This is a genomic window from Neobacillus sp. FW104-15D2, assembly GCF_058790155.1.
In genome coordinates this window covers 42,987-61,479 of record NZ_JBYTCJ010000033.1, presented here as the reverse complement: position 1 = coordinate 61,479, position 18,493 = coordinate 42,987, and the positions used below count along the sequence as shown (strand labels likewise).

The following is an 18,493-nucleotide window of genomic DNA, read 5'->3' as shown; positions in this document are numbered from 1 at the left end:
ACTTCTATTTTACACGAAGCGAGTGTGGGTTTTTTTGTATTTTCTAGATGTCGCACTTAATAATACAATTTGTCAAATAATAAAAGACCATCGTAATTGACAGTCTTCTTAATCAAAAGACCCAGTAAGATTAGGTGACCTGATGTTAAAGAAGTCGCCCATTTCGGTTCTTAAAAATATTCATGTTGTGAGGACTTTTCCATTTGGCGCAGGCGGGCTTATAAATGGGGATAACACAGAAAACTGTTTTGACCATTATGCTTCGCCCTTAACAAATTCATTACAGAAAGTACATAATTCTTTAGGGACGTTCAAACTATTCCTCGCTTTTCCGGCTCAATATATAAGTTTTGACTTAAAGAATTTTCTATTGTTTTTAAAGCAAGCTGCTCGTCACACCCATTTGCAGTAATCTTGATATAGGCTCCAGGTTTAATACTTAATATCATAAGTTCCATAATTGAATTGGGCGAATTTTTCAGATTAACAGAAACACGCTTGTAATTAAGCGAAATTGCAGATGTGAACTTAGAAGCATCACTTACGATCAAGCACGCCGGATGAGCAAATCCCGTCACAGCAACCATCTTATATTGTTTTTTCATCACTTTTCATTCACTCCTCTCCTCCCCCACTCTTAGGGAAAGGGTCCTTGACTTTACAAATTCGCTAAAGTTACCAAGGAATTTGTTTTCCTTCTCTAAAGAACCCTCCAGTAGGTCCTTCAGGTCCGATTGTTGCTAACCACAGAATAGACTCGGCTGCTTGCCTTGGTGTTCTTGGAGCAGATGGTCCACCCATATCTGTACTTACCCATCCCGGATCGACTGCATTTATTTTGATATCACCTTTGGTTTCTACAGCTGCCAATCGTGTTAATCCATTTAGGGCAAATTTAGACAATTTATAGGCCCCTACTCCTGGATATGACATTTCGCTCATAGCGCCATATTCTGATGAAACATTAATAATTCTCCCAAAGCCCTGTTTTTCCATGAGGGGAATAAAGGAACGAATCACATGATAAACTCCGAAGAAATTTGTTGCCATTGTTTTCTCCAGAATGAATGGGTCCATAGCCAATAACTTTTCATTTTCATCTAAATACACGCCTGCATTATTAATCAATACGTCTAATCTTCCATACTTTTCATTTATTGTAACCGCTGCTTTTAGGATGCTTTCTTGATTGGTGACATCCATCTCTACACCCGAAACATCCAGATCTAACTCCTTCAGTTTTTGCACAGCACGATTACCCCTATCTGGATCCCGGCTTGCCAAAATCACCTTAAAACCCTTTAAAGCCAATTGTCTGCACAGCTCATTTCCAATTCCTTTATTCCCGCCAGTTACAAGCGCAACTTGTTTATCGTGTCCCATTTTACTCCTCCATTTCTCGTTCTATGATTGGGTGGCATCTAAGAATCCTCATAAGGGATACTCCTTATGCGGAGAGTTGTTTTGTAGGACTATACATATAATTTCTTAGTAAAATAGTTACCAAACTTAGTATCAATGATAGGATTCCCACTAATACGACGTATTCTGTACCCATTTCTGATATAAATAGGCCGCCTGCAGCTGCACCAATGGTTGTTCCTATATTACAGGCTGATATAAATAAACCATTGGCGAAATCAGGCGCCTCGGGAGCTGAAGAAGCAAGCCAATATTGATTGATATTACCTCCGACTCCACCTAATATTCCCCAACCTAAAGTAATGAACGCCATAGGTAAAGTAAACTGTCCAAATAGGAATAATAGAATGTAAACGATCCCTAATACAAAAGGAAAAGATGCGACAAATTTGCTTGCATTTTTAGTTAGTAATTTCCCTGCGACAATATTTCCAATAATATTAGCTCCGCCGTATACGAATAATATTAAACTCACAGTGTTCGAAGACATATTCGTAACAGTTTTTAAATAATCAGCAAGATAACTATAAACCCCAAATATGGCGGAGTTTAATAAAATGACGGTAATGATAGAAAGCCATGTAATCGATTTTTTTAATACGGAAAATTGTGTACCATAGGATAGTCTTTCTTCAACAGGCATAGATGGTACAAAAATCAATGTAGCAATGAATACTATAGCATTTACAATAGCAAAAAATAACAATGCCATTTGTAAAGAAGTTACACTTGCAATAAAACTTGCGATTGGTACGCCGACTACCATACCGGCTGATACCCCTATAAATACTTTGGAAACAGCTTTTGGAGCTTCTTCTTTTCTTACTGCTGCAGCAGCTACAGTAAATGCCAAAGAACAATAAATAGGATGAAAAAAGGCCGGAATGATACGAGCAATTAATAGAATGGTAAAGTTAGATGTAAATATGGATATGGTGTTCCCCAAAACGAAAATACCTAGTACAAGTAACATGACCTTCTTCCGATTTATACCCGAAAACAGTAACGGCATCGTTGGGCCGGATACTGCAACAACAATGGCAAAAAAACTCACTAGCCAACCTGCTCTTGCGATACTGACATGAAAGTGTTCTGCAATGGAAGGCAGTATCCCAATAACCCCCATTTCAGTATTTAAAATGCCGAAGACTCCTATGGTTAATATAAATATGAGCAAGTTGTTTTGTTTTCCCAAAAAATATACACCTCCAATATTTTGAAACTACCATAAAAAAATCCACATCGCGCTGATAGGTCTTCATCTTACTTTGAAGCAACATAAATAAAAGGAAGTCCCAAAAGCTAGGCTTTAGGGACACCTTCAAAATCCGCATTAGAATTTTTCATTTACGCAGCTCACATTGTACTGATGTCAATTACGAAACGATACTTCACATCTGAAGCTAAAACGCGTTGATAAGCTTCGTCAATTTGATCGGCTGAAATGACTTCAATCATAGGAGCAATGTTGTGTTCTGCACAAAAGTCCAACATCTCCTGAGTCTCACGGATGCCTCCAATCATAGAACCTGCAAATGAACGGCGATGGCCGATGAGAGAGAACACATTTAATGACAATGGCTCTGCTGGCGCACCGACGTTGACCAATGCTCCATCCAGTGCCAGCAATGAAAGGTAGGCACTAATATCAATCTTTGCGCTTACTGTATTAATGATAAGGTCGAACGTACCAGCGAGTATCTTAAACGTCTCTGGATCGCTTGTTGCATAGTAATTTTCTGCTCCTAATTGCAAACCATCTTCCTTTTTCTTCAATGATTGTGACAGAACCGTAACCTCGGCACCCATAGCATGTGCAATTTGGACAGCCATATGACCAAGACCACCCATACCTACAACTGCTACTTTCTTACCTGGACCAGCTCCCCAATGATTTAGTGGAGAATATGTCGTAATACCTGCGCAAAGTAATGGTGCTGCGGCGTCAAGCCCGATATTATCTGGAATTCTAACTACAAAGTCTTCAGTTACAACAATGTGGGTTGAATAGCCACCCTGAGTAGGCTCGCCGTATTTGTCAACACCAGCGTAGGTGGGTACATTTCCATTAAGACAGTATTGTTCTTCACCTTTACGGCAATTCTCACAATCGCCACAGGAATCAACCATACATCCGACGCCTACCCGGTCACCGACTTTGTGCTTTGTGACCTCTGCTCCTACTTCGGTGACAATTCCGGCAATCTCATGTCCAGGCACGAGTGGATAGTTTACTTGACCCCATTCACCATGAGCAGTATGGATGTCAGAATGGCATATACCTGCATATTTAATTTCAATCAGAACATCATGCGAATCAAGGTCTCGTCTTTTAATTTCAGCAGCTCGAAACGGTTTGTCTGGACCGTCTACAGCTCGTGCTTTAGCAGTTATCATTAATAAAACCTCCAATAATATCTATTTTTCAAGAGAATGCGCTTGTACGGCTATAAAGGCAAAACTTAAGTTGAACTTCCCTCTCTTTCATTTCTACCCTGCTTTTTTTCTCTTGCAAAACCATATTAATGGTTATAGTTAACTCTAGGTCAATACCTTATTTAAAAAAAATTGATATTATTAATTCTGCTGTCCCTGGAATGTTAAAGTAACATTGACATTTAGCATATCACATGTTAAATTCTCTTCATTCATAGAGTTAACTCGAAGTCTATATCATTAAGAATAGGAGATAAATGATGAAGACATACACTATAAGCGAAGTTGCAAAAGAATTGAATCTTACAGTATATACCTTGCGTTACTACGATAAGGAAGGGCTTTTGCCTTTTGTAGAACGGACAACCAACGGAACCCGTCGCTTTAAAGAATCCGATATCGGCGGTTTAAAAGTAATTGAATGTCTGAAATCCACCGGAATGCCCATTAAGGAAATTAAAAATTTCTTTGATTGGTGTGCTGATGGGGATTCCACGTTGCAACAAAGATATGACATGTTTATAGAGCGAAAAGCTATTGTAGAAGCTCAGATAGAAGAACTAAAAAAAACAATGGAAGTGATCGAGCATAAGTGCAGCTATTACCAAACTGCATTGGATGCCGGAACGGAAGATATTCATAAAAATGATAAAATAGCGGTTTCCAATCCTTACTAATAAGTAGAAAACCAGTGTATTTCATTATGTCTATTAAAAATTCAGGTGCCTCTGTTGCAATATGAGTGAGAGGAACACCACGTTATACTGCGAGCGAAGCCCAACGAATCGTTGGGCAAAATTATTTTACTAGTAAATAAACGACCTGAGTCCTGTAATAGATATGGACTCAGGTTATATTTCTATTAGAAACGTTTGTTAAATTATTCAAAATTCCTATCTAACAATGCCCCTGTTTGTTCTGCCATAACACGAGCTGGCAAGGGCTTTCTCTTCTTGAACCACCATTCCACTGCACCTACGATTGCTGAGCCAAAAAATTGAAGAATAACATCTTCATTTAAACCGTCATTTTTTCCTTCTGTTACATCCACATCAGCTTTATACTCTTCAATGACCAAATCAAGAAATCGACTCCGGAAATAAGGGGCACCTTTACTCGCCAACATTGTTGAGAAGAATAAAAAGTTATTTTCAAAGTATTCGAACCAGACATAGTTCCCTTCTTGAAATGTCAGATCATATGCCGATTGGCAAAGTTCTCGTAGATTATTTATATGTTCTTCAATCATCTTATCCAGCAGATCATATTTATCCGTGTAATGAAGATAGATGGTTCCTCGATTAACATTTGCTCTGTCTGCAATATCCTGAATAGTAATGTCGTCAAAACTTTTTTCAGACATCAGTTCAGTTACAGCATTTTTTATAGCTTCTTGGCTTTTGGCTATTCTTCTATCTACTTTAGACATTTTAATTCACCTATCTTTCTAAAGATAATCAACAATTTTAATTGATTTGTTGAGTAATCAACGAAATGCGTTATTTTAACCATTGAAAGCGTCCAGTTTCTTTTTATAATTATAAACAGGTGTTGATTAATCAATCAATATTCATTTTTGAAGCTGGAGGTGTAAGAATGAACCGTGTTGAAAAGAGCAAGGAAAAATACAAGCATCTATTTGGCGATCAAGTACCTGCCGCATATGCTACCGATCCTGATTTTCAGGACATCCTGAGCCGTTTCATATTTGGGGAAGTATTTTATCAAGGTAATCTGGATGACAAGCAGCGGGAGCTTATTACTCTGGCAGTGCTTACTGCTAACCAGACGTTGCCTCAACTCAAGGCACATGTTGTTGCGGCTCTTAACGTCGGATTGACACCTATAGAAATAAAAGAGGCAGTTTACCAGTGTGCTCCCTACATTGGATTCCCCAAAACGCTGAATGCCATATCAGAGATAAATGAGGTTTTCAAATCAAAGAACATCGCATTACCGATTGAAAGCCAAAATAAGGTTGAAGAAGATAATCGTTTTGAAAAGGGACTTGCTGTACAAGTAGAAATATTCGGTGAAGTCATAGCAAAAATGCGAGAGGGTGCCCCCTCAAATCAAAAGCATATTCAGGATTATCTCTCCTCTTTTTGTTTTGGAGACTTCTATACCCGTGGCGGACTCGATTTGAAGACACGGGAAATACTGACACTATGCATCGTAAGCAGCCTAGGCGGTGCTGAAGGCCAAGTGAAGGCACATGTGCAAGGAAACCTAAATGTGGGCAATGATAAGGAAACTATGATTACCGCCCTCACCCATTGTCTTCCTTATATGGGATTTCCAAGAACGCTGAATGCTCTAAGCTGTGTAAATGAGATTATTCCTGGAACTTAAGTTAGGAGTGGCAATTGATGGTGACAGCATTGCTCGTGCAATCGCATTTGCCCATGAGCAGCCATCAGCTGTTGGTTTCAATGAAATGATTATCCGTCCAACTGTACAAGTTGGTTAAAATCAAAGAAAGTGGGAATAAAAGATGAAAAATGAACAATTAAAAAACAGTACAATCTTCCCTCTGGGACAAAAAGTTGATGCAAACTACTTTATCGGTGATGCATACTTACAAATGGTGTTTACCGATCCAGCTCCTCTAAACACATCAATCGGGAATGTCACCTTTGCACCAGGTTCCCGCAATAACTGGCACTCTCATAAAGTTGGGCAAGTTTTATTAGTTACCGGAGGTGAAGGCTGGTATCAAGAAGAAGGAAAATCAGCTCAATTACTCAAAACAGGTGATGTGGTAAATATCCCAGCGAATGTAAAACATTGGCACGGCGCGACGAAAGACAGTTGGTTTGTACACTTAGCACTTACACCGGGAGAAACAGACTGGTTGGAAGCTGTCGATGATGAAACGTATAATAAATTATAATTTCAAGTAAGAAAAGCCGGTCTTCCATATGTGAAGGTCGGCTTTTTTCTATAACCTTGTGAAGGAAACTGCCTCGTTACTTGAATAAAAAAATGCTTCACTCCATATTGAAGTAAACTACAAGTTTGGTTATGTACCTTTATTCGCTTTTTTGTTAAAACACCGGAGTGTCGGGCGTTCAGACTTGCGGCATTTTGCATATATCCATATACAACATGTTCCACCTATGACCGTCCGGATCAGCAAAACCGCAGCCGTACATTCAGCCGCCACGTTCGCCTGGCTTGCTGAATACAGTACCGCCGGCTGGGCGGACCCTTAAGGCAAGCTCATCAACTTCATCTATATATGAAAATTTAGACCCTTAGTGAGCCACGGAACCCTCTGGCAGCATAGTAAGAGTCAGCACCGTTGTGATACACGAAGACGTGCCCGAAGCGACGATCGCAAAAAAGTGCACCGCCGAGTTCTCTAATATCAGAGGGTGTTTGCACCCAGCTCGACGTTTTCAAATCGAAATTTGCAAGTTTCTGCAACGATCGATATTCTTCTTCCGTTAAAAGTTCAATGCCCATGGCAGTTGCCATATCAATAGCGTTATTTTCTGGTTTATGATTTTTCCTTGACTCCAGCGCTTCAAGGTCGTAACAAACACTTCTGCGACCTTTAGGACTTTCCGATGAACAATCATAAAAGATGTATTCTTCTTTCTGTTTATCATAACCCACAACATCCGGTTCACCGCTAGTTCTTTCCATTTCATTGAGCGACCACAGTTTTTCAGTATTAGCTTCCAGTTTTACTTGGACTTTATCCCATTCAAGGCCTTTATGGCGGTTCATGTTTTTCTCAAAACGGGCTTTCAATGCTCTCAGTAATTCTTCACGTTGTTCATGTGACAACTCTTTTTTATGGCTGTCTTTATTGCTCTTTGTCATGTTAGGTTCCTCCTTAAAGTTTTTAATCATAATGGTTTAAGTATATATAAATATTTGTTTTAAAATAAATCGTTTTCTGAAACTAGTTGGAAGAATCATGATCTTATTGCTGATTATGATATTTCTCCAAAGTAGTTTCACAGGCTTCACGTAGTAACTCAATTTCCTCCTCTGTTAAAAATTTCAGAATCCTACTGTCAAGTTTTGGTTCATTTTTAGTAGCTAATCCAGCTTCAAACACAACTTTACAACCTTCTTCATCGGTAATTTGGTTTCTAACAGGATGTAAATAATGAGCATAATCAGCACAATTAAGCACTAACTTATACGAGTTCTCCTCTTCAATAATATTTTGAACATTAAAAAGGGGCGGAGGCCAGTTATGCTAAACTGATAGGTCACAGTGCCCTTTTGTTTAAGAAACTTGGTACTCCGTTCATCTTTGATCACCGTGGGCACCCTTGGCTTCAGCTAAAGATTCGTATATCACGACGTCCCTAACGGACATTCACCGCCAAGTTGATGAACATGCCTGGCACACAAAAGAAAAGGAGCTGCCTCTGCACCCCCTTCTCGTACTCAAACACACGTTAGATGCACAACTGCTAATTAATTTCTTCCCAATTGGTTGAATTATATTTTATCCATTCGTTCACTTGGACTTTATTAAAATACTTTTCACCAGAAACTTCAATATAGGGAAGAAATTTATATGTTTCAAAAGAAGATAATTGGACTCTTTGTTCATCTTGTGCGTTTACAATTAATTTGAGTTGCTCCACAGACATACTTAGATATTTCGCCGTTTCCCCAAAAGTTAATAATCCTTTATCCATACTAGTATTAGAAATAACTATACTCTTACTGTTCTGTCTTTTGTTGTAATTACCTACCTGAAATCCACAGTATATTATAGAAATACTCAAAAGAATGATTGCTACTGATAATAAATGTTTTATCATTACTGGCACCCTCCTAAGGATTGATTCTATTTTTTTATTCATTAACAAGGTTGTTTTATCCTTCTAAGAATTTAACGATTATTTTGAAACAAACTTCTCGCTGAGGAACTAAATTTAAAATACCTAAACAAACCTCCCTATAGCACAATAAAACTAGTGATGTCCTCAATAAGGAATAAAAATCCTCAAATAGTGGGAGTCTATCCAAGTATTTAAGGAAAGAGAGGGAATTTAATGATCGTTCATAGAAGTTTAATGAAGCTTTTAAGGGAAAAGGAAATACCTTTAACTCATAAGTTTACTTACGATATAAAAGGTACTATTAAAAAAGTAAGCTTAGTTGAAATACTGGATAGTTACACAAGCCATTTTGCTGATGATCTTTTAGTCCTCGTAAAAATGTACGAAGAATGGTCCGCGGAGGATATTATTAATTCTTTTGAGCGGTTGGGATTTAGAGAATGTTTTAATGAAATAGTCGGCATTCATAACGGACAAAAAATGACTCGCATTTGCTATGAGTTAATAAAAGAAGGCGAAAAGAGTATAAAATTTTATAATGAGAATGGTATTTTAGAAACTTGGGAACTGACATATAATGAATCTAAAATGAAGCTTGATTGCAGAGGAAAAACTATTTTGACAAACAAGGTAGAAGAAATAATGGAGGAATTTATTTACATTATTGAAAATGTCGTAGGATATAGTGAGCCGGTAAACACAGTTCAAAACGATTATTGGGCTAATTCTAAATAAATAATTCTATTGAAGTACAAAAAAGCCTCGAATCGAGGCTTTTTAAATGATCTTATTCGAAGTTCAATAACAAAAAAGGTTTGTTGCAGCAATTCCTTTACTAATAAGCACCCGTAATGGTTAGCCAGATAATTGTGGCTGTCTTTTTTTTATATTAAGGATTGATTGTAAAGGATGACAAATTTTGAATGAAAAAACTTATGAAAAACATCAGCAATTAAACAACTTTTCACAAGCCTTACCTGAATATTATTATTTCAAATATCAAAAATAGCCATATTGGCGTTTAAAGAATCTTTTTCAATTCGGAGCTCTATTCTTTATCTTCCATACGAATTCCGATTCCCTTTTGTATCGACTAAATTAAATGAAAATGTTCTAATGCACGCATTATCCCGTCATTATCTACATCATCCGTGATGTAGTCCGCTGCTTTTTTCACCTTTTCCCCAGCATTCCCCATAGCTACACCTAATGCTACATATTCCAGCATTTCTATATCATTTTCTCCATCTCCAAATGCCATTGTACTTTCTAGGGGAATCTGATAATGCTCCAAGATACTTTTAATCCCTTCCTTTTTACTTCCACTTTCCGGAATAATATCAATCGCTAAAGCATTCCAACGTGTCGCTTTAGAATATTTAAGGACACTTAGGGGATAAGTTTTAGCTTTTGCACTATCAACATAGGGAACAATTTGATAAACGGGATTTTCCAAAGCACGATGGATATCCATTACGGGAGGTAAGGCTGAGTGGATTGCTTTTTGTGCCTCTATCACTTCCTGGTTGATCATATTAATGTACATTCTATCCTTTTCTAAGAACATGCATGGATACGGATGTGAATCAATTTGTTTTATTATATTTTTTATATCTTCCTTGTTGATTTCATTATGATAGATTAATTCTTTTTCGTTAAAGCAATACTGCCCATTTAAAGTAATGTAGCCATCAAAATAAAGTCCATCTATCAAATGCTCTTCTTCAATCTCTAACACATGTCTTCCAGTAGCCACGAAAAGGTGTATACCCTTTTTATGGAGTTTTTCTAATGCTAACTTTGTAGATTCAGTATATGTCTTACTCTTACCTGAAACTAAAGTACCATCAATGTCAAAAAAAATAGCACGGACCATAAAAAATCTCCTTGTACTAGAGTTTGGTTTTGCTATAACTAAACTTAATTAGTTAATTCATAATGTTATAGAATGTAAACGTTGGCTGAGTTAAAACAACATGTATGATTTAAACCAATCTTTATAGATTTTGAGAACGAACTAAATTCATTATAGTTGGCAAACAGGTTGTGTAAGTAATACCCAAACCTTCGTGCCATTATATTAGAAAAAAACTCCAACCCATTCAGGCTAGAGTTTCTTTCATTCCATTAAATCCCGTCTGAAAAGTCTTCTTCTATATCTTCTCTCGCTGCTTGTGTGTCGACCTTTTCAAATTTTGCAGCAAAGTTCTTTGTCTGGTCCACAATGAAATTTGCTAGATCAGATAGTTCCATCGTATCCTTCATAAGAGACGCTTCAAGAATTGCCCCTAGATTACAGCCGGCAACCACTTCCATGTGATGATTGTCATTTGCAATTTTTGCAGCCTCTTTATAAGGTGTTCCACCAAGAATGTCACACACAAATAAAAATGGCGTATCCGGAAATGAAGATATAACATCTTGTAATTTTGCCGCTAAATCGCTGTCACTCATATCAAGTGTAAAATCTATTGCCATCACATCTTCATTCTGACCTGCAAGTAATTCTAAAGATCCCTTTATACCGGTTGATATTTCCCCATGTCCCGTTAATATAATCTTTTTCATATTGTCACCCCAAGATTCCGAAGTATGAACCAACGATAGCAAAAACGATGGTTAAGCAGATTAACAATACAGGGTTCATCTTCTTCTTTTTTAACAAGTAGAAAATAAATAATGTGTAGGCTAATGGCAAGATGTTCGGGAATACGTGATCTAAGAAATCCTTTTGAATCGAAAACTTGTGCCCTGCTGTAATTGTAAATTCTTTTACAATGTGCAAGTTAACGTATGAAGGAATTAAGCCGCCGAGTACTGTGATACCCAGAATAGATGCTGATTTTGAAATAAGCTGTGAACCTTTTTGGATAGTGTCGATTGCGCTAGTTCCTAGTTTATAGCCCATATTGGTCCATAAGAAACGGCTTGCAAATACCAAACAATAACATAGGAAGAAGAATATTGGCCCTAAAATATTTCCGCTCTTTGCAAAAGACGCTGAAATACCCGCAACAATTGGAAGCACTGTAAACCAGAAGATGGCATCTCCTAATCCAGCTAGTGGCCCAAACAATCCTGCTTTCAAGTTCTTGATTAAGTTTCGATCTTCTTTATTTTCTTCTAAAGAGAGCACAAGTCCCATTAAAAATCCTGATGTCCATGGATTTGTATTCAGGAATTCCATATTGTATTGCATTGATTCAGACAATGCCTTTTTATCATTCTTGTGGATTTTTTTCAAGAATGGCAGCATCGCATATGTCCAGCCGCCCGCCTGCATCCGTTCAAAACTGAAGCTTGCTTGCAGGAAAACCGATCTTAGCGCTAATTTGTTAATATCTTTTTTTGTTAATACTTTGTTGTTAGATTCCATCGCTGTAGTCCTCCTCATCTTTGATGGCAGCTGCAGGTTGAGCTTGAACTGAATTTTTTTGTTTAAAGAATTCGAACAAGGCAAAGGCTGTTCCAAGTGCCGCAACAGGTAAAACGTTTCCAAAAGGAATAAAGCAAACAAATACGAATCCGAAGATGAAGTATGGAATTAGTTCTACTTTCATCATAATGCGCAGCAGCATGGCAAAACCGATGGCAGGTAAGATACCGCCCGCTACACTAAATCCAGTTGTCAGCCATTCTGGCATTCTTTCAACAATATCCCTCATTGGGCCTTGAGCAGCATACGTACATAGGAACACGATAATGCCGTACGTTAGACCAACAATTGAAATAGTGAGCCAGTTAATTCTTGCGAACCCTTTCGTATCTCCTTCTTCAGCATACTTGTCCAATTTAGCCATAAAGAACGCGAATGAAGAGTAGAAAAATAGAATTACGTATTGCATGAGCAAACTAAATGGTAATGCTAGTGCTAGTGCTAATTTTGGATCCTTACCAGTCGTTATCGCAATCGCTGAAGTCATAACCCCTGCAAGTACGGAGTTTGGCGGTTGTGTTCCACCTACAGCTGTCAAACCAGCAAATGCAAGTTCTGCCAATCCTCCCGCCATAACACCTGTTTTTACATCGCCCAAAATAAGTCCTGTTAAGGTACCAACGATAATTGGACGGAATATATAAGTTCCCTCTAACCACATATCTATACCGCAAATAACAGCCATAATAAATAGTAAAATTCCTTGAATCAACGTTACTTCATGCATATCCAGTCTCCTCCCATGTGGTTAGCTTCCTGGGCTTTTTTAAAAACCCAGGAGGCGTCTTATTTATATGATTCTTTTGCTTCCCCAGGTACGTCTTGAATGTAAGTATCAATTCCTTTTGAAGCAATGTACTTCAAGTCTTCGATATCCTTCGCATCCACATACACTTTGGAACTAATTGAGGTTTTTCCTACTGAAAAGTGCATATTTCCAATATTGACTTCTTTAATTGGTACACCGCCATCAACAAGTTTTTTTACCGTTTCAGGTGTGCGGCATATAATAAAGATCTTTTGGTGTGGAGCTGCTTTATGAATCGTGTCAATCGTTTTTTGGATCGTCCAGAATCGAACACCCGCTCCTGAAGAAGCAGCCGTTGCTGTCATCAGTTGTTGCTGTAAAGCATCTTGTGCAACTATGTCATCGACTACAAGAAGCAGGTTTGCTCCAATACCAGTCGTCCAAGAAACACCAACTTGTCCATGGATTAAACGGTTATCAATGCGTGTTAATAAGATATTAGGTGTATTCATTGTTCTCCTCTTTTCCTAGGTTTGTGAGTAAATGGATTTAAATGTTCAAAATCGCATATCCGTTTGAATGATGATTTATAGCGGTTACAGGCTTACTTGGATCATATTTACCAATCTTAAGTGCGTCGATTGCTTCCACCTTGGTTGGCCCATTCGCGATCACAATCACCGTCTTAGATTCCAAGAGTTGTTTCAATCCAAGTGAAATCCCCTTTGATGTCGTACTACCACCGTTAAAGTATTTCTTTCCAACTTCTTGAGTGGTTTCATCCAACTCAACGATGTGCGCCTCGTTTTCAAGACTGGAATATGGTTCATTGAATCCTAAATGTCCATTTACACCAACACCAAGCAGGCTTAAGTCGATTGGACCATTCATCCTAACAAACTCATTAATTCGTGTAAGTTCTGCCGTTAAATCCTCTGCCTTTGCATCAAAGAAAACAATCTGTTCTTTTTTGATACCAAGTGGCTCAAACAGATGCCTATTTAAATAGGAAAGGCAGCTTCCAGGATTTTCTTCACCTAACCCAACCCACTCGTCAAGTCCTAAAAAACGGCATTGAGAGAAATCTATTTTTCCGCTTTTGGCTGCCTCAACCATTCTTTCATACGTACCGATGGGTGTGTCCCCACCAGCTAAACAAAGAAGGGAATCTGGCTTATTCTGTACCTGTTCAAAGATTTTCCTTGCTGCTTGATCCGATAATTCATCATAACTTTTTGTATCAATATACTGAACTGCCATTTTAATTTCCTCCCGTTTATCACTTTGCAATCACTACGTTGATCGATGATCCCCTTAGCTCTTCCACAATTTCAGCAGGAACCAGATAATCCGTAAAAACATGTGTTACATCCTTAAATGGAGCAATGACTGCCTTTCCGCGATTTGTAAATTTCGAACTATCCGTTAGCAAGTATGAATTATTTGCTAGCAGCATACTCGAACGATACAAATCTATTACACCTTCATCTTCTGTAGAAAATCCAGCATTGCGAATGTATCCATCAGCCCCCATGAAAATATGGTCACATGTAAAAAGCTTTGAGTTGATTGTGGTTAATGGTCCTCTAAAATCCGATTCATCGCGATTAAAGTTTCCGCCCAGCAACACCAAATCAATGTTCTTTACCATCGATAACTCATTAAATACAAGAAGAGAATTCGTAATCACCTTCAATGGAAGGTCTTTGATAAATTTGCACATTCGAGATACGGTTGTTCCACCCATAAGAAAAATAGTATTAAAGGGTCTTACCATTTTTGCCGCTTCTTGTGCGATCAGATCCTTCAAATCTGCTTTCGTGTAAAAACGATCGTAAACACCAATGCTGTCCTGTTTCATGTCCAGACTATTGGCTCCGCCATGAAACCTTAATATAAGACCCTTTTCTTCAAGTCTTTTAAAAACTCGTCTGCACGTACTTTCACTGATTGCAAACTCAGAACAAATCAATTCAAGGGTAACCGTTTTTTTAAGATTAATTCTTTCTAACACTTTATCATCAAGATTTTTGCTCAAGACCATTTCCCCCATAAACGACAAAGTTGTGAGCGGTTACAACTATTGCTATCGTTTGAGATTTTGATTTATCATTTTAGGGGTTACTGCTGTTTAAGATGATTATTGATAAGACTTCATCATCCGAACTTTTTGTATAAACTCTTTCACCCTCATTCCAAAACGGTCATTATGACTTTACCACTCCACAGAGAGACTGTTTTCAATCAATTTTGTGACCGTTTACAATCACTATTGTGACCGCTTTCAATCAAAATGTCAATTAACTTTTTTTGTTAATAGTAAAAATCCTTTTAACACGGTGAAGGGAGATTCAAAAGTATTTTTTCCTCCTCAACTTAATTGTCCCATTAGGACAACAAGAAAATGGAGCTGTCCCCTTTAGCACACTTAATAAAAGGTGTATTAAAAGAATGAAAATAACAAATCATTATTTTTAATAGGGTTTATCAAATGTATAAGGATAATAATTCTTTGAAAACAAAGAATCTGGAGAGGAATTCAATGCATATCAAAGGAAAATTAATATGTCTATTGCTGTTATTCATTGCCGTTAATTTATTAAATTCTAGTTCGACACAGGAGAAAGAAAATAAAAATGCTGTGGAGAAGCCTTCACCGCAAACTAAGAGTGATAATCATGGGCTATATGATGGAATGTACTGTGGATTAGTGGATAGAGATCAATTTAATTTTTCTAAAGCTATGTTAGGTGAAAAAAACACCATATTCGAAACTAACAATGTTGACGAGATTACCAATAATTTAATTATTAAAGTGTTAAGCCAAAGAAGTTCGACTAAATTTATGAACATTCAAACTGCAGAAAATAAGTTAGGAAAATCTTATGTCAAAGCATACATAAAAGCTTTTAAAAAAGGTTATTCCAAGAGCCTTAAGTCAACAGATAAAGAAGCTGTATCATATAAAAACCTGATCGAAAAAGTTAATCAGTGAAAGCATATTCTTCTGCTAACCTTTCCCGGCAGCTTAATAATCTCTAAAATATTTGATAAAACGGGATAGGGAATAAATACTTATCAGAGCAAATTGAAATATAGGACAAAGGTAATTAGAAGCTAGTACCATTTTATCGAAATCCTAATTTCGCGTTTATTAACTTTTTAAAAGGTTATTACATAACTATTCAAGCACTTGGTGCCGACCACTCCTTCCCCTACCGACGACACCAGGTGCTTTTTCATATTCAACTAAGCAGCTCCTATTCCTAGTACATTCCTTAACATGACTTTGTAGCGTTTATCTGCTTTCATCAGCATTCTTTTTTTAAACATCTTGTCAAAACTTTGCTATAAACCAATAGATAATATAAAAAAAGCCTGAGCTTCCGCATGTTGGCAGCTCAGGCTTTTCTACTCCGTTGTTCCCTGCAAAATAACACTTTCAATATTATTAATAAACATCCGCAGTTCTTTTACCTGGTCCCTGGTAATTTCATCCCCTTCGAACAATTCCCGAATTTTTGCCCTTTCCCTATCCATGGCTTTAATCCTTAAGAGCTCTTTGTGTTCTTCCTGATTCCCGTGATAAGTGAACATTGGCCGCTTGAGGCTCCTGATCATCCTTTCATAATCCGATATTACGATTTTTACGATATCGGGACGTTTATAGGATAATGAAAACTCATTGAGTGCCTCAATGGCTTCCTGACTAGATTTTATTTGAAAATCCGCTAGTCTGCGCCTTACTATTTGCCCCTCTTCATTTTTCTGCTTCCTTCTCCTTAGGCGGTAGAAGCCTCTCTTCATTCTCCCGATTAGGTAAAGCATTCCGGCATGGGCCGTTTGGGACAGCGCCTCCTCACGAAAGTCTAGAGCTTTTTCAAAGGAATCAAAGGTTGCTATATCCATTTCGTTAAGGTCAAGAGCCTTCATAATGTAATTTCTTTCTGCCTTGAGCCCGACATGCCTTACCTCAATGAAATTATCCATAAATGCGATAGAACTCGCACCCGGAGTTCCTGGGTTGATTTGATGGAACAGCCTCCTGTAATCTCCGATCAGTTCAAAAGCAGCCGCTTCATTTTCATCATTCATTTCATGCCTGATGGCATCAATTCCTGTAAGCAATAGCTTCCTTTTTGCTTCACTCAAATCGATCGTATCAAGTTCATTTCCCTCAAATGACTTATCCCTGCTAAGAAGCGGGAGCAAGATTGTAGCAGCCAGAAGGGTAAACAGAATGACCCCAGCCGCTAAAAAAAGGAGTAAAGACCGTTCCGGAAATTCATCACCGCTATCGACGACATAGGGGATCGACAAGACACCCGCCATAGTGACGGCACCACGCACACCTGTCAGTGTCTGCAATAAGACCGACACAGCATTTGGTTTCTCCTCTTCTCGAAACTGGCTTGAACGGTATTGGAATTGTCCAAAGAAGTAGGCCCAAACCAATCGAATCCCCAGAATAACGGTGCCAATCGCTACAACATAAATAATGGCAATCCCATTACTTATATTCGGGCTTTCTACAGTAGCCTTCATGGATGAAGGGATGTTCAATCCAAGCAAAATAAAGACAATTCCATTCAAGATAAACGTAAAGACAGACCAAATATTTTCTGTAAGTACATGTTCCTCGGCGATAAGTGTTTCTGTTCTCTCTCTTATAAGAGTATGGACGATTCCGCCAACCACCACCGCAATGACTCCAGAAGCATGTAGGAGATCTTCGGCAATAATAAAAATAATAAAGGGCGTCATAATCTGAAGGAGAGAATGGAATGCAGCATCGTGGATTCCTTCCCGGCGCAAAGAAAACCGGATCCAGGCAATAAAGAGGCCAAGAAGTAATCCCAATAAAGCACCAACGATAAACATGTAAGTGAAGTCTACCAGTGCCTCTTGAACTGAAAAATAGCCTGTAACAACTGCTGCCACGGCATAATTAAATGCCACTAGTCCCGATGCGTCGTTAATAAGTGACTCCCCTCTAACGAGATTTAAAATCTTTTCAGGAATATGGACCCGTTTTGCAATACCATTCACAGCCACGGGATCAGTCGGAGACAAAATGGCAGCTAGAGCAAAAGCCGCTGAAAACGGTACATTCGGAATCATCAAGTGGATGAACCACCCTCCGCCTAATGCCGTAAGCAGGACAAGAACAATAGCATTACCAAAAATCGGCGCTTTCATCTTCCACAATTCTTCCCGTGGGAAATGCCTGCCGTCATTATATAAAAGCGGAGCAATAAAAAGGAGCAAAAACCACTCTGTTTCAATCTCAAACGAAAAGCCCCGGAACAAAAATGAAATCAAAATTCCAAAACCAATCTGCGTCAGCGCCGTAGGGATGATTGGAATATAATGGCTTACAATATTTGATATAAGTAAAGCGACTATCAGCAACAAACACGTCATTAAAATATCCATCAGCACACTTCTTTCTAAAAAAACGGTCAAAACTCATATACCCCATTATCCTATCATTTACATCACACAAGAAAAAATAGCGTACAAAAACTAAAACATCATAATTCCTAATATAAAGGGCAACTGAATCAATCTAAACTCTCTTTTCGCCAAAAAAGGAAGCTTCTTTTATGGCCAGCTTAAATCTGCATCCTACTTTTA

The 18,493-nt window shown here is 38.1% G+C and carries 22 protein-coding genes; 6 read left to right on the top strand and 16 right to left on the bottom strand.

All coding sequences use genetic code 11. The annotated features are described in order from the left end of the window. Positions 1-311 precede the first annotated feature (311 nt). From AC3WR0_RS21350 to AC3WR0_RS21335, 4 genes are all read right to left on the bottom strand, one after another. Positions 312-605, bottom strand: coding sequence for an HPr family phosphocarrier protein (locus tag AC3WR0_RS21350; RefSeq protein ID WP_492554182.1), 294 nt, complete (start codon positions 603-605; stop codon positions 312-314). 70 nt (positions 606-675) lie between these two features. Beyond that, complete coding sequence (locus AC3WR0_RS21345; RefSeq protein WP_492554180.1) at positions 676-1,383, bottom strand: SDR family oxidoreductase; 708 nt, start codon at positions 1,381-1,383, stop codon at positions 676-678. 64 nt (positions 1,384-1,447) lie between these two features. Beyond that, positions 1,448-2,617: an MFS transporter gene (locus AC3WR0_RS21340; protein WP_492554179.1), complete on the bottom strand. Its 1,170-nt coding sequence runs from the start codon at positions 2,615-2,617 to the stop codon at positions 1,448-1,450. A gap of 161 nt (positions 2,618-2,778) precedes the next feature. Continuing rightward, the gene (locus tag AC3WR0_RS21335; protein ID WP_492554178.1) at positions 2,779-3,819 is read right to left on the bottom strand and encodes an NAD(P)-dependent alcohol dehydrogenase; all 1,041 of its coding nucleotides are present in this window, start codon (positions 3,817-3,819) and stop codon (positions 2,779-2,781) included. Between the two features lie 299 nt (positions 3,820-4,118). On the opposite strand from AC3WR0_RS21335, the gene AC3WR0_RS21330 reads away from it, so the two are divergent. Next, a complete protein-coding gene (locus tag AC3WR0_RS21330) occupies positions 4,119-4,535 on the top strand; it encodes a MerR family transcriptional regulator (RefSeq protein ID WP_492554177.1) in 417 nt (138 codons plus the stop codon). A 203-nt stretch (positions 4,536-4,738) separates the two neighbouring features. Here AC3WR0_RS21330 and AC3WR0_RS21325 read toward each other — a convergent pair whose 3' ends face one another. Beyond that, a complete protein-coding gene (locus AC3WR0_RS21325) occupies positions 4,739-5,287 on the bottom strand; it encodes a TetR/AcrR family transcriptional regulator (protein WP_492554176.1) in 549 nt (182 codons plus the stop codon). Positions 5,288-5,454: 167 nt separating this feature from the next. Here AC3WR0_RS21325 and AC3WR0_RS21320 point away from each other — a divergent pair, with 167 nt between their 5' ends. Genes AC3WR0_RS21320 through AC3WR0_RS21310 form a run of 3 tightly spaced genes read left to right on the top strand, consistent with a single transcriptional unit; the run spans position 5,455 to position 6,751 of the window. Then, a complete protein-coding gene (locus tag AC3WR0_RS21320) occupies positions 5,455-6,210 on the top strand; it encodes a carboxymuconolactone decarboxylase family protein (RefSeq protein ID WP_492554175.1) in 756 nt (251 codons plus the stop codon). Continuing rightward, entirely contained in the window at positions 6,188-6,328 is a 141-nt protein-coding gene (locus tag AC3WR0_RS21315) for a hypothetical protein (RefSeq protein ID WP_492554174.1), read from the top strand. The genes AC3WR0_RS21320 and AC3WR0_RS21315 overlap by 23 nt, the downstream gene beginning before the upstream one ends. A gap of 24 nt (positions 6,329-6,352) precedes the next feature. Further along, complete coding sequence (locus AC3WR0_RS21310) at positions 6,353-6,751, top strand: cupin domain-containing protein (RefSeq protein ID WP_492554173.1); 399 nt, start codon at positions 6,353-6,355, stop codon at positions 6,749-6,751. A gap of 356 nt (positions 6,752-7,107) precedes the next feature. On the opposite strand, the gene AC3WR0_RS21305 is transcribed toward AC3WR0_RS21310, so the two are convergent. From AC3WR0_RS21305 to AC3WR0_RS21295, 3 genes are all read right to left on the bottom strand, one after another. Beyond that, positions 7,108-7,689, bottom strand: coding sequence for a DUF4256 domain-containing protein (locus tag AC3WR0_RS21305; protein WP_492554172.1), 582 nt, complete (start codon positions 7,687-7,689; stop codon positions 7,108-7,110). 103 nt (positions 7,690-7,792) lie between these two features. Next, the gene (locus AC3WR0_RS21300; protein ID WP_492554171.1) at positions 7,793-8,008 is read right to left on the bottom strand and encodes a hypothetical protein; all 216 of its coding nucleotides are present in this window, start codon (positions 8,006-8,008) and stop codon (positions 7,793-7,795) included. 286 nt (positions 8,009-8,294) lie between these two features. After that, entirely contained in the window at positions 8,295-8,651 is a 357-nt protein-coding gene (locus AC3WR0_RS21295; RefSeq protein WP_492554170.1) for a hypothetical protein, read from the bottom strand. 234 nt (positions 8,652-8,885) lie between these two features. Here AC3WR0_RS21295 and AC3WR0_RS21290 point away from each other — a divergent pair, with 234 nt between their 5' ends. Next, positions 8,886-9,407: a hypothetical protein gene (locus AC3WR0_RS21290; RefSeq protein WP_492554169.1), complete on the top strand. Its 522-nt coding sequence runs from the start codon at positions 8,886-8,888 to the stop codon at positions 9,405-9,407. 358 nt (positions 9,408-9,765) lie between these two features. Here the strand turns inward: AC3WR0_RS21290 and AC3WR0_RS21285 are convergent, their stop codons facing one another. From AC3WR0_RS21285 to AC3WR0_RS21255, 7 genes are all read right to left on the bottom strand, one after another. Continuing rightward, positions 9,766-10,548 (bottom strand): Cof-type HAD-IIB family hydrolase, encoded by a 783-nt coding sequence (locus AC3WR0_RS21285; RefSeq protein ID WP_492554168.1) that lies wholly within the window; start codon positions 10,546-10,548, stop codon positions 9,766-9,768. Positions 10,549-10,799: 251 nt separating this feature from the next. Next, positions 10,800-11,240 (bottom strand): PTS sugar transporter subunit IIA, encoded by a 441-nt coding sequence (locus AC3WR0_RS21280; protein WP_492554167.1) that lies wholly within the window; start codon positions 11,238-11,240, stop codon positions 10,800-10,802. 4 nt (positions 11,241-11,244) lie between these two features. After that, on the bottom strand, positions 11,245-12,048 hold the full coding sequence (gene agaD, locus AC3WR0_RS21275) for a PTS galactosamine transporter subunit IID (RefSeq protein WP_492554166.1): 804 nt from the start codon (positions 12,046-12,048) through the stop codon (positions 11,245-11,247). Beyond that, entirely contained in the window at positions 12,038-12,835 is a 798-nt protein-coding gene (gene agaC, locus AC3WR0_RS21270) for a PTS galactosamine transporter subunit IIC (RefSeq protein ID WP_027322351.1), read from the bottom strand. Before agaC ends, agaD begins: the two co-directional genes overlap by 11 nt. Before the next feature lie 59 nt (positions 12,836-12,894). Beyond that, positions 12,895-13,368, bottom strand: coding sequence for a PTS galactosamine transporter subunit IIB (agaB, locus tag AC3WR0_RS21265; protein WP_492554165.1), 474 nt, complete (start codon positions 13,366-13,368; stop codon positions 12,895-12,897). A gap of 37 nt (positions 13,369-13,405) precedes the next feature. Beyond that, positions 13,406-14,116 (bottom strand): glucosamine-6-phosphate deaminase, encoded by a 711-nt coding sequence (locus AC3WR0_RS21260; protein WP_492554164.1) that lies wholly within the window; start codon positions 14,114-14,116, stop codon positions 13,406-13,408. 19 nt (positions 14,117-14,135) lie between these two features. Continuing rightward, positions 14,136-14,894, bottom strand: coding sequence for a DeoR/GlpR family DNA-binding transcription regulator (locus AC3WR0_RS21255; protein ID WP_492554163.1), 759 nt, complete (start codon positions 14,892-14,894; stop codon positions 14,136-14,138). Positions 14,895-15,398: 504 nt separating this feature from the next. On the opposite strand from AC3WR0_RS21255, the gene AC3WR0_RS21250 reads away from it, so the two are divergent. Then, positions 15,399-15,851, top strand: coding sequence for a hypothetical protein (locus AC3WR0_RS21250; protein ID WP_492554162.1), 453 nt, complete (start codon positions 15,399-15,401; stop codon positions 15,849-15,851). Positions 15,852-16,267: 416 nt separating this feature from the next. On the opposite strand, the gene AC3WR0_RS21245 is transcribed toward AC3WR0_RS21250, so the two are convergent. Continuing rightward, complete coding sequence (locus AC3WR0_RS21245; RefSeq protein WP_492554161.1) at positions 16,268-18,322, bottom strand: Na+/H+ antiporter; 2,055 nt, start codon at positions 18,320-18,322, stop codon at positions 16,268-16,270. Positions 18,323-18,493: the final 171 nt, after the last annotated feature.

Excerpts from the sequence above, each read along its gene's own strand:
- AC3WR0_RS21350 (WP_492554182.1), bottom strand. The coding sequence starts at position 605 with ATGAAAAAACAATATAAGATGGTTGCTGTGACGGGATTTGCTCATCCG.
- AC3WR0_RS21345 (WP_492554180.1), bottom strand. The coding sequence starts at position 1,383 with ATGGGACACGATAAACAAGTTGCGCTTGTAACTGGCGGGAATAAAGGA.
- AC3WR0_RS21335 (WP_492554178.1), bottom strand. The coding sequence starts at position 3,819 with ATGATAACTGCTAAAGCACGAGCTGTAGACGGTCCAGACAAACCGTTT.
- AC3WR0_RS21330 (WP_492554177.1), top strand. The coding sequence starts at position 4,119 with ATGAAGACATACACTATAAGCGAAGTTGCAAAAGAATTGAATCTTACA.
- AC3WR0_RS21325 (WP_492554176.1), bottom strand. The coding sequence starts at position 5,287 with ATGTCTAAAGTAGATAGAAGAATAGCCAAAAGCCAAGAAGCTATAAAA.
- AC3WR0_RS21320 (WP_492554175.1), top strand. The coding sequence starts at position 5,455 with ATGAACCGTGTTGAAAAGAGCAAGGAAAAATACAAGCATCTATTTGGC.
- AC3WR0_RS21315 (WP_492554174.1), top strand. The coding sequence starts at position 6,188 with ATGAGATTATTCCTGGAACTTAAGTTAGGAGTGGCAATTGATGGTGAC.
- AC3WR0_RS21310 (WP_492554173.1), top strand. The coding sequence starts at position 6,353 with ATGAAAAATGAACAATTAAAAAACAGTACAATCTTCCCTCTGGGACAA.
- AC3WR0_RS21305 (WP_492554172.1), bottom strand. The coding sequence starts at position 7,689 with ATGACAAAGAGCAATAAAGACAGCCATAAAAAAGAGTTGTCACATGAA.
- AC3WR0_RS21295 (WP_492554170.1), bottom strand. The coding sequence starts at position 8,651 with ATGATAAAACATTTATTATCAGTAGCAATCATTCTTTTGAGTATTTCT.
- AC3WR0_RS21290 (WP_492554169.1), top strand. The coding sequence starts at position 8,886 with ATGATCGTTCATAGAAGTTTAATGAAGCTTTTAAGGGAAAAGGAAATA.
- AC3WR0_RS21285 (WP_492554168.1), bottom strand. The coding sequence starts at position 10,548 with ATGGTCCGTGCTATTTTTTTTGACATTGATGGTACTTTAGTTTCAGGT.
- AC3WR0_RS21280 (WP_492554167.1), bottom strand. The coding sequence starts at position 11,240 with ATGAAAAAGATTATATTAACGGGACATGGGGAAATATCAACCGGTATA.
- agaD (WP_492554166.1), bottom strand. The coding sequence starts at position 12,048 with ATGGAATCTAACAACAAAGTATTAACAAAAAAAGATATTAACAAATTA.
- agaC (WP_027322351.1), bottom strand. The coding sequence starts at position 12,835 with ATGCATGAAGTAACGTTGATTCAAGGAATTTTACTATTTATTATGGCT.
- agaB (WP_492554165.1), bottom strand. The coding sequence starts at position 13,368 with ATGAATACACCTAATATCTTATTAACACGCATTGATAACCGTTTAATC.
- AC3WR0_RS21260 (WP_492554164.1), bottom strand. The coding sequence starts at position 14,116 with ATGGCAGTTCAGTATATTGATACAAAAAGTTATGATGAATTATCGGAT.
- AC3WR0_RS21250 (WP_492554162.1), top strand. The coding sequence starts at position 15,399 with ATGCATATCAAAGGAAAATTAATATGTCTATTGCTGTTATTCATTGCC.